Source organism: Xylophilus sp. ASV27, assembly GCF_016428875.1.
Classification (GTDB): Bacteria; Pseudomonadota; Gammaproteobacteria; order Burkholderiales; family Burkholderiaceae_C; genus Xylophilus.
Map to the genome: position 1 here is coordinate 1 of NZ_JAELTO010000137.1, position 9811 is coordinate 9811.

Here is a 9811-nt window from a genome sequence, read left to right on the forward strand (position 1 = left end):
GGCTGGGCTGCCGCATCGAGGTGCTGCGCGTGCGCGCCACCACCGCCGACGGCGCGACCGTGCCCGCCGAAGTGCACCGGCTGGCGCTGCGGCTGCTCGAAGGAGCTGCCACGCTGGCGCCAATGGGTGCAAACTACGTATTCGACCGTTCCGACCAGAGCCACTGATGTACACCGCCAAAGGCCAACTCGATCGCGAAGCGATGATTCGCCAGTATGTGCCCCTGGTACGTCGGCTGGCGCACCACATGATCGCCAAGCTGCCGCCCAACGTCGAAATCGACGACCTGATCCAGGTCGGCATGATGGGCCTGGCAGAGGCGCTGTCACGCTACCAGGTGAGCCAGGGCGTGCAGTTCGAGACCTTCGCCACGCAGCGCATCCGCGGCGCCATGATCGACGAACTGCGCGAAGGCGACTGGATGAGCCGCGGCTCGCGCAAGAGCCAGAAGGACATCGAGCACGCGGTGCAGCGCCTGGAACAGCGCCTGGGCCGCAGCCCGCTCGAATCCGAGATCGCGGCGGAACTGGACATGAGCCTGCCCGACTACCAGAGCCTGCTGGCCAAGGTGCGCGGCACCCAGCTGGTCTACCTGGAAGACATGACCGCCGGCGAAGACCAGGACAGCTTCCTCGACCGCCACGTGGGCGACGCCGAGGCCGACCCGATGAACCAGTTGCGCGACCGGCGCCTGCGCGAAGGCCTGATCGCCGCCATCGAGGCCCTGCCCGAGCGCGAGAAGTTCATCATGAGCATGTACTACGACGACGACATGAACCTCAAGGAAATCGCCGCCGTCCTGGGCATCACCGAATCGCGCGTGTGCCAGTTGCACAGCCAGTCCATCGCGCGGCTGCGGGCGCGGATGCATAGGCACTAGATCGCCCCAGGCTACGCGCCTCGCGTCTTCGCCTCCCCCCCTTTTCCGGGGGCAACACCTGCGCACGGGTGGCGCCAGATCCGCGGTGTACTGCGCTACGCGGGCAGGCCTATTTTGATAAAAAAGCGGCTGTAGCCCAGGTTGCACCTGGGCTTCTAGCTATCATTTTTGATTGTTGCCCATCCACAGGATGGGCAAGGCTCTGTGTCGCCAAGAACACCGCAGGACCGGTGTCGCCGGGCCAATGCTCAGCCCGTGAACAGGCTGGCCCCGTAGGTCACAGGCTTGGGCACGCCGGGCATCAGCGCCTCCAGGCTGCGGTCCACCACGGCGGCGCGGCGGGCGAGCTGGGTGCGGTGCTGGCCCAGGGCCGTGCCGGCCCGGCGCACACGCGCCTTCAGGCTGGGGTCGGCGGCCAGCGCCTGGTGGGCGCCAGGGGCGGCCAGGCAGTGGGAGAAGTCGGTGGAGGCCTCGCGCAGCGCGCCGCTGGCGGCCTGCAGGGCCGGGCCGTCGCCGGCGATCAGCGCCTGGCCGACGGCGTCCAGTTGGGTCTCGACCCGCGCCAGTCCCTGCGCAACGGCGGCCTCGGGCGAGGCGGCGGTCTGTCCTGGCGGGAGCATGGGGCGGGAGGCGTGCATGGGGTGTTCCTGGGAAAAGGGTCAGGACTCAGCGCCGGCGTCGTCGCCGTTGCGCCGCAGCAGTTGCTGGGCGTTGGCGAGCAGCCTGTCGGCGATGGCGCCGGCGTTGACCTTGTAGGAGCCGTCGGCGATGGCCGCACGCACCTGGGCGACCTTCTCGGCGTTGAAGTCAGGAGTCGCCGCGCTCGAGCCCGCGATGGCCGTGGACTCCATCGCGCGCGCCAGGCTGGAGACCGTCACGGTCGCCGCAGGCGCGGCCGCGGCAGCCGCCGGACTGGCCGCCGCAGGCGCTGCGCTGCGGGCGCCGGACGGCTTGGGCGGATCGGCGGACGGTAAGTGGTTGATCTTCATGGCTTTTCTCCTGAGCCTCCCAGGACGCGAGGCATCATGGGGAATGTTTCGGCGCAATTCCGGAGAACTTTAGGGCGAAATGCAGGATGGCACGCCCTAGGGCCATGGTGCTCCTTTTTGTCCGCGCCTGCCATGCGTGGTGGCGGAGTGTGCCTCAGAGCATGATCTGCACCGTCTGCTCGTCCACCACGGTGCCCGACATGATGCGGCCGTTGTCCATGCGGATGCGCACCGGCTGGCCGATGAAGCCCGGCGCCATGGCCTGGGCGCTGGAGGTGACCGCGAAACCCGGCCCCTGGGCCACCACGCGCACCTGCGTGCCGGCGCCAAAGGCCTGGGGCGCGCGCACCATGGACTGGCGCAAGGCCTGCCCGGGCGCCAGGTTGCGGGTGACGGTGGTGCCGATCCACTGCGCCGGGTCGGCGATCACCGGGGACGGGTCCTCGGCCCAGTCGACCTCGCCCTGGACCGCGTCGGCGGCCGACAGCGTGGTGCCGGGCGCCACCGGCCCCTGCACCACCCAGGCCGGGCCGAAGGCCTTGACCGTGACCGGCAGGAAGACGTTCCAGCGCACCGAACCCTCGAGACAGCGCAGGCCCAGGCGCGTCTTGCCCCACAGGCGCATGCCCGGCGGCAGGTAGGGTTCCACGCGCGCGCAGGGCGCCAGGCGCAGGCGGCTGTCCAGCGCCCCCAGGCTCACCTCCATGCGCAGCGGCAGGCTGGTGCCGGCCATCTGCTGCGGCAGCTGGGCCACGGCCTCGTCCAGGAACTGCTTGCTGGCCGAGGCCAGTTCCTGCCCGGAGCCGGTCGGCGCCTCTCCCACGGGGGGCGCCGCCGGGGCTGCCAGGGCGACCTCGGGTGCCGGCGCCGTGGGAGCGGCAGGCAGCAGCGCCGCCAGCTGGGCGGCCTGCTGCGCCTGCCAGCGGGCGATCGAAGGCGACGCGGCCGGGTCGGCCGCGCGGGCGCACGGGGCCGCTGCCAGCAGAACCGCAGCCAGGACGGAGAAGGAAGAAAAGAAGGGGGTGCGCATGGCGGAAACTCCCGCAGTGACCGGAAACCGACTATAGGAAGCCGCCACGGCGCGGATGGCCCGAAGTGCGGCGGCTTCACCCCTTTCTTCGGGGCTTCGTGGACGCGCGACGGTTTCCATAATCGCAGCCACGTGCAGAACTGCCCCTCGCGGCGGACCTGCCCTTTCCCAACCGAGGTGGCAACCATGTTCGACAAACTGACACAGGCAGTGGACTTCCAAGGCAAGGCCCTGGTGCTGCGCGCCGAGCGTCAGCGCACCATTGCCAGCAACATCGCCAATGCCGATACGCCGGGCTACGCCGGGCGCGACTTCCGTTTCGGCGATGCGCTGCGCGATGCCACCGGCATGTCGGCGGGCGGCGTCGCCGGCGCCGGCCGGCTGCGTCTGGCGGCGCCCGAGTCGGCCAGCGCGGCGGCGTCCGGCGGCCGCACCGAGCCGGGCCACATTCCGCTGACCCTCTCGCTCGCGGGCGACGGGCCGCGCCTGGACTACACGGTGCCGAGCCAGCCCAGCATGGACGGCAACAGCGTGGACATGGACCGCGAGCGCGCCGCTTTCGCCGACAACTCGGTACGCTACGAGGCCACGCTGCGCTTCATCAACGGTTCGGCCAAGACCATGCTCGCGGCCATCCAGGGCCAGTAGGCAGCGCCACGGCAGGAGGTTTCCCATGTCGATGTTTTCCATCTTCAATGTGTCCGGCAGCGCGGTCAGCGCGCAGTCGCAGCGGCTCAACGTGGTCGCCAGCAACCTGGCCAACGTGGACGCGGTCGCCGGCCCCGATGGCAAGGCCTACAAGGCGCGCGAGGTGGTGTTCCAGACGTTGCCCATGGGCAGCGAGGGATCCGCGGGCGTCAAGGTCAAGGCCATCACCGAGAACGACGCGCCCGGCCGGCGCGTGCTGGACCCGGCCAACCCGGCGGCCGACGAGCAGGGTTACGTCACCCACTCCAACGTCAATGCGGTCGAGGAGATGGTCAACATGATCTCGGCCTCGCGCGCCTACCAGAACAACATCGAGGTGATGAACACCGCCAAGTCGCTGCTGCTCAAGACCCTGCAGATAGGCCAGTGAGCCTCGCGCCCCTTCCACACCACCGGAACCTCCCATGAGCACCTCCACCGTCAGCGATGCCGCCAACTCCGGCAACAAGTACACCTATACGCCCACCACCAGCGGCACCGGCACCGGCAGCACCAACAGCACGGACATGGGCGCCACGCAGGACCGATTCCTCAAGCTGCTGGTGGCGCAGCTCACCAACCAGGACCCGATGAACCCGATGGACAACGCCCAGATGACCACGCAGATCGCGCAGATCAACACGGTCACCGGCATCCAGCAGCTCAACACCACGGTGTCCGGCCTGGCGACGCAGTTGGCCGCCACCATCGGCATGCAGGCCGGCATGCTGGTCGGCCGCACGGTGGAGGGCGAAGGCAACACGCTGGCGGTGGACCCGAAGACCAAGCTCGGCACCGGCGCCTTCGAGCTCGACGGCCAGGCCTCCAGCGTGGTGGTCAGCATCAGCACCGCCAGCGGCAAATCGCTGGGCAGCATCAACCTGGGCACCATGGCCGCGGGCGCGCACGACTTCAGCTGGGACTCCTCCTCCTACAGCGGCGACGAGGCGCTGATGTTCAGCATCGAGGCCACCAACAAGGGCGCCGCCGTGACCAGCACTCCCCTGACCAAGGGCCTGGTGACCTCGGTCGGCTCCGACAGCCAAGGCGCGCTCACGCTCACGCTCAACAACGGCGCCAAGGTGCCCTACAGCGGCGTCAAGTCGATCAGCTGAGCCCCCTCTTTTTCCACGGCAATCGTTCACCAGGAGAACCGACCATGTCATTCCAGCAAGGGCTTTCGGGCCTCAACGCCTCCAGCCGCAACCTCGACGTCATCGGCCACAACATCGCCAATGCCAACACCACCGGCATGAAGGCTTCGCGCGCGGAGTTCTCGGAGCTGTACGCCGGCAACATCGGCACCTCCGGCGGCGTGTCCTCCGGCATCGGCGTGACCGTCGGCGCGGTGTCGCAGCAGTTCAACCAGGGCAACATCAGCTCCACCGGCAACAGCCTGGACGTGGCGATCAACGGCAGCGGCTTCTTCGTCGTGACCCAGCCCAGCGGCGAGACCGCCTACACCCGCGCCGGCAACTTCAAGCTCGACGACGACGGCAACATCGTCACCAACGACGGCTCCAAGCTGCAGGGCAACATCATCGACCCGGTCACCGGCGCGGTGACCAAGGGCACGCTGCAGGTGCCCACTGGCAAGGGCGTGGACGGCAAGGCCACCACCAAGGGCTCGCTGGAGCTCAACCTGGACACGCGCGCGGGCATCGCCGCGGACCAGACGCCGCCGACGCCGACCACCAAGTACGGCACCTCGCTCAACGTCTACGACAAGCAGGGCAATGCCATCCCGGTGAACCTGTACTTCGTGAAGACGGCCGCCAACGCCTGGAACGTCTACACCACGCCCGACGCCAGCGACACGCCGACCGCGCTGACCTTCGACACCAGCGGCAAGATCAAAACCCCGACCACGCTCACGCTCAGCGGCCTGAAGGCCCCGGGCGCCACCAGCGACCCGGTCAACGTCGACTTCGACATCAGCGGCCTGACCCAGAACGGCTCGGCCTTCGCGGTCTCCAACGTCACGCAGGACGGCTATGCGCCCGGACAGTTGACCGGCATGAGCATCGCGGCCGACGGCAAGCTGACCACGCGCTACTCGAACGGCCAGACGCAGACCGTGGGCCAGTTGACGCTGGCCAACTTCCGCAACGTGCAGGGTCTGGAGCCCTCCTCGGGCAGCTACTGGAAGCAGACCTCGGCCTCGGGCGACCCGATCGTCAGCACGCCGGGCGCCGGAAATTTCGGCCAGTTGCAGTCCAAGGCGCTGGAGGAATCCACGGTCGACCTGACCGCCGAACTGGTCAACATGATGACGGCGCAGCGCGCCTACCAGGCCAACGCGCAGACCATCAAGACGCAGGACCAGGTCATGTCGACCCTGGTCAACCTCAGATGACATCCCGCCAGGCCGCGCGCGGGCCGCATCCGTCTTGTGAAGGCTGTTCATGGACCGCTTGATCTACACCTCGATGACCGGCGCCAGTGCTGCCGCGGCGCGGCAGACGGTGCTGGCCAACAACCTGGCCAATGCCTCGACCAATGGCTTTCGGGCCGAGCTGTCGCAGTTCCGCGCGGTGCCGCTCAACGGCAGCGGCGCGAGCAGCCGGGTGTTCTCGCTGGAGGCCACCTCCGGCTACGACGACCGGCCCGGGGCGGTGCAGCGCACCGGGCGCAACCTGGACGCCATGGCCCAGGGCAACGCCTGGTTCGCGGTGCAGGGCCTGGACGGTACCGAGGCCTATACGAAGAACGGCGCGCTGGAGGTCAACGCCCAGGGCACGCTGGTCAACAGCGTGGGGCTGACCGTGCTGTCGGACGGCGGCGCGCCGATCGACGTGCCGCCGGGGGCGCAGATCACGCTCGGCCTGGACGGCAGCGTCACCGCCAAGATCGACGGACAGCCGCCCAACGCGCTGGGCCGGGTCAAGCTCGCCACGCCCACTCCCGACGATCCGCTGCAACGCGGCACCGATGGCCTGTTCCGCACCCGCGCGGGCGAGCCGCTGCCGCAGGACGCACAGGCCAGGCTGCAGACCGGCGCGATCGAGAGTTCCAACGTCAACGCCGTCGAGTCCATGGTCGGCATGATCGCCGCGGCGCGCCAGTTCGAGTCGCAGATGAAGCTGATGCAGACCGCCGAGACCAACGACAAGAGCGCCAGCAAACTGCTCGGCCAGGGCTGAGAAGCCACACTTACGAAAGACCGCCATGATCAATTCGCTCTGGATCTCCAAGACCGGCATGGAAGCCCAGCAAACCCAGCTGGACGTGATCTCCAACAACCTGGCCAACGTCTCCACCAACGGCTTCAAGCGCGCCACGGCGGTGTTCGAAGACCTGATGTACCAGAACCTGCGCCAGGTCGGCGCCAACAGCACCGAGCAGTCGCAACTGCCCACCGGCCTGCAACTCGGCCTGGGCGTGCGCACCGTGGCCACCTCGCGCTCCTTCGCGCAGGGCAGCCTGCAGCAGTCGGGCAATACGCTGGACGTGGCGATCAAGGGCAACGGCTTCTTCCAGGTGACCATGCCGGACGGCACGCTGGGCTATACCCGCGACGGCTCGTTTCAGGTCAACGCCCAGGGACAACTGGTCAACTCCAGCGGACTGCCGGTGGCCAGCGGCGTGACCATTCCATCCGGCGCCAAGAGCGTCACGATCAGCGCCGACGGCACGGTCAGCGTGGTCACGCAGGGCAACGCCGCGCCGCAGCAGGTGGGCACCATCGCCCTGGCCAACTTCGTCAATCCGGCCGGCCTGGAGCCGCGCGGCCAGAACCTCTATGGCGAGACCGCCGCGTCGGGCCAGCCGCAGCAGGGTACGGCCGGCCTGAACGGGCTGGGCTCGCTGATGCAGGGCTACGTGGAGACCTCCAACGTCAACGTGGTGCAGGAACTGGTCACCATGATCCAGACCCAGCGCGCCTACGAGATGAACTCCAAGGCGGTGCAGACCTCCGACCAGATGCTGCAGAAGCTGGGGCAACTGTGATGGACGCCGCCCGCCGCACCGCGCTGCCGCTGCTGGCCGCATGCCTGCTACTGGCGGGCTGCGAGACCATGGCCCCCAAGGTCGACATGGCCACCACCTCGGTGCCGCCGATCAGCTACGCGATCCCGCCCGCGCCGCCGGTCACCGGCGGCCTGTTCCACGCCAGCCGCTACCGTCCGGCCTTCGAGGACCGGCGCGCCCGGCTGGTGGGCGACAGCCTGACCATTCTGATCGCGGAGAACGTCACGGCCAGCCAGACCTCCTCGTCCACCGTGGACCGCACCAGCAGCGCCAAGGCCGGCATCACCGCCCTGCCCTTCTTCGGCGCGGATTCGCTGGCGGGCAAGACCAACATCGGTGCGGCCACCGCGAACGCGTTCGAAGGCAAGGGCGGCACCGCCAGCGCCAACACCTTCACCGGCACCATCACCACCACGGTGGTGGAGGTCCTGCCCAACGGCCACCTGCTGGTCGCCGGCGAGAAGCAGATCGGCGTGCAGCAGAACGTGGACGTGCTGCGCTTCACCGGCACGGTGGACCCGCGCGCCATCCTGCCGGGCAACGCCATACCCTCGACCCTGGTGGCGAACGTGCGGGTGGAGTCGCGCGGCCGCGGCGCGCAGAACGAAGCGCAGACAGTAGGCTGGCTTTCCCGCTTCTTTTTCAACGTTAGCCCGTTCTGATCCTCCGCAGAATGTGCGCATGGCTGCCCTGCATTCCCTCCCCGCTCCCATCTTCGCCCGGCTGGCGCGCAACGCCGCTGCGGCGCTGCTGATACTCGGAGCCCTGGCCGCCTGCCTGCCGGCGCAGGCGCTGCGCATCAAGGAAGTGGCCAGCGTCGCGGGCGCGCGCAGCAACAAGCTCACCGGCTACGGCCTGGTGGTGGGGCTGGACGGCACCGGCGACCAGACCACGCAGATGCCGATCACCACGCAGAGCCTGAACAACTACCTGCAGCAGCTCGGCATCACGCTGCCCACCGCCTCGTTGTCGCAACTGCAGTTGAAGAACGTGGCCGCCGTGATGGTGACCGCCGAGATGCCGGCCTTCGCCCAGCCGGGCCAGACCATCGACATCAACGTCTCCTCGGTGGGCAACGCCAAGTCGCTCAAGGGCGGCACGCTGGTGATCACGCCGCTGCGCGGCGTGGACGGCGAGGTCTATGCGCTCGCCCAGGGCAACGTGGTGATCGCCGGCGCCGGTGCCGCCGCCGGCGGCAGCAAGGTGCAGATCAACCACCTGAGCGCCGGCCGCATCCCGGGCGGGGCGCAGATCGAGCGCACCATCCCCACGCCGCTGCTGGAAGGTGCGAGCATCAACCTGGACCTGGACTCCACCGACTTCCAGACCGCGCGCCGCGTGGCGCAGGTGATCAACACCCGCATCGGTCCGGGCACGGCCCGGGCCCTGGACGGCCGCACGGTGCAGGTGCAGGCGCCGCAGGACGCGAATCTGCGCGTGAACTTCCTCGCCGAGCTGGAGGAGATGCCGCTGGAGCTGTCCGCACCCGCCGCCAGGGTGGTGGTCAATGCGCGCACCGGCTCGGTGGTGCTGAACCAGGCGGTCACCCTGGGGCCCTGCGCCATCGCACACGGCAACCTGGCCATCACCATCAGCTCGACCCCGGTCATCAGCCAGCCTGGCGCGTTCTCGCAGGGCCAGACGGTCCTAACGCAGAAGACCGACATCCAGATCCGGCAGGAGCCCGGCACGCTGCTGACCCTGCCGCCGGCACCGCAACTGGCCGACGTGGTGCGCGCGCTCAATTCGCTGGGCGCCACGCCGCAGGACCTGCTTGCCATCCTGCAGGCGATCAAGGCCGCGGGCGCGCTCAATGCCGAGCTGGAAGTGATCTGACGGAGCCCGGCGATGACGATCTCCTCCGCCGCATCCCCCAGCAGCCTGCTGTCGTCCAGCAACGCGCTGGCCGCGGATGCCCGCAGCCTCAATGCGCTCAAGCTGCAGGCGGGCCAGGACAGCCCGGCCGCCATCAAGGAAACCGCCAAGCAACTGGAGTCGCTGTTCATGCGCGAGCTGCTCAAGAGCATGCGCGAGGCGACGATGAAGTCGGGCCTGACCGACAACGCGGGCTCGGACCTGGGCACCGACATGCTCGACCAGCAGTTCGCGGTGAAGATGTCGGGCCAGCCCGGCGGGCTGTCGGAGCTGATCGCGCGCCAGCTCTCGCGCCAGACCACTGGCGCCGAGGGCGAGGGCGAGGCCGCGAAGATGGAATTCAGCGTCCCCTCCACCCTGTCGCTGGGCCGCTACGGC

General features: G+C 68.9%; 13 protein-coding genes. 10 read left to right on the top strand and 3 right to left on the bottom strand.

The genetic code is table 11. The annotated features are described in order from the left end of the window. The first annotated feature begins 166 nt into the window (after positions 1-166). On the top strand, positions 167-880 hold the full coding sequence (locus JHD63_RS20145; protein ID WP_198972590.1) for an RNA polymerase sigma factor FliA: 714 nt from the start codon (positions 167-169) through the stop codon (positions 878-880). Between the two features lie 248 nt (positions 881-1128). Here the strand turns inward: JHD63_RS20145 and JHD63_RS20150 are convergent, their stop codons facing one another. From JHD63_RS20150 to flgA, 3 genes are all read right to left on the bottom strand, one after another. After that, complete coding sequence (locus tag JHD63_RS20150; protein ID WP_198972591.1) at positions 1129-1518, bottom strand: hypothetical protein; 390 nt, start codon at positions 1516-1518, stop codon at positions 1129-1131. A 21-nt stretch (positions 1519-1539) separates the two neighbouring features. Beyond that, positions 1540-1869 (bottom strand): flagellar biosynthesis anti-sigma factor FlgM, encoded by a 330-nt coding sequence (flgM, locus tag JHD63_RS20155; RefSeq protein WP_198972592.1) that lies wholly within the window; start codon positions 1867-1869, stop codon positions 1540-1542. A 154-nt stretch (positions 1870-2023) separates the two neighbouring features. Further along, entirely contained in the window at positions 2024-2899 is an 876-nt protein-coding gene (flgA, locus tag JHD63_RS20160; RefSeq protein ID WP_198972593.1) for a flagellar basal body P-ring formation chaperone FlgA, read from the bottom strand. 186 nt (positions 2900-3085) lie between these two features. Here flgA and flgB point away from each other — a divergent pair, with 186 nt between their 5' ends. The 9 genes from flgB to JHD63_RS20205 all read left to right on the top strand — a co-directional run. Then, positions 3086-3547, top strand: a complete 462-nt coding sequence (gene flgB / locus JHD63_RS20165; protein WP_198972594.1) for a flagellar basal body rod protein FlgB — start codon at positions 3086-3088, stop codon at positions 3545-3547. 25 nt (positions 3548-3572) lie between these two features. Then, on the top strand, positions 3573-3977 hold the full coding sequence (flgC, locus tag JHD63_RS20170) for a flagellar basal body rod protein FlgC (RefSeq protein WP_198972595.1): 405 nt from the start codon (positions 3573-3575) through the stop codon (positions 3975-3977). A 34-nt stretch (positions 3978-4011) separates the two neighbouring features. Next, positions 4012-4701: a flagellar hook assembly protein FlgD gene (locus JHD63_RS20175; protein WP_198972596.1), complete on the top strand. Its 690-nt coding sequence runs from the start codon at positions 4012-4014 to the stop codon at positions 4699-4701. 44 nt (positions 4702-4745) lie between these two features. Then, a complete protein-coding gene (gene flgE / locus JHD63_RS20180; RefSeq protein ID WP_198972597.1) occupies positions 4746-5942 on the top strand; it encodes a flagellar hook protein FlgE in 1197 nt (398 codons plus the stop codon). Between the two features lie 49 nt (positions 5943-5991). Further along, positions 5992-6729: a flagellar basal body rod protein FlgF gene (locus JHD63_RS20185; RefSeq protein ID WP_198972598.1), complete on the top strand. Its 738-nt coding sequence runs from the start codon at positions 5992-5994 to the stop codon at positions 6727-6729. Positions 6730-6754: 25 nt separating this feature from the next. After that, complete coding sequence (gene flgG / locus JHD63_RS20190; RefSeq protein ID WP_198972599.1) at positions 6755-7537, top strand: flagellar basal-body rod protein FlgG; 783 nt, start codon at positions 6755-6757, stop codon at positions 7535-7537. Further along, positions 7537-8220 (top strand): flagellar basal body L-ring protein FlgH, encoded by a 684-nt coding sequence (locus JHD63_RS20195; RefSeq protein WP_198972600.1) that lies wholly within the window; start codon positions 7537-7539, stop codon positions 8218-8220. Before flgG ends, JHD63_RS20195 begins: the two co-directional genes overlap by 1 nt. Positions 8221-8239: 19 nt before the next feature. Further along, positions 8240-9394, top strand: a complete 1155-nt coding sequence (locus JHD63_RS20200; RefSeq protein WP_198972601.1) for a flagellar basal body P-ring protein FlgI — start codon at positions 8240-8242, stop codon at positions 9392-9394. 18 nt (positions 9395-9412) lie between these two features. Further along, the coding region (locus JHD63_RS20205) for a rod-binding protein (protein ID WP_370590593.1) at positions 9413-9811 on the top strand (399 nt) is incomplete at its 3' end.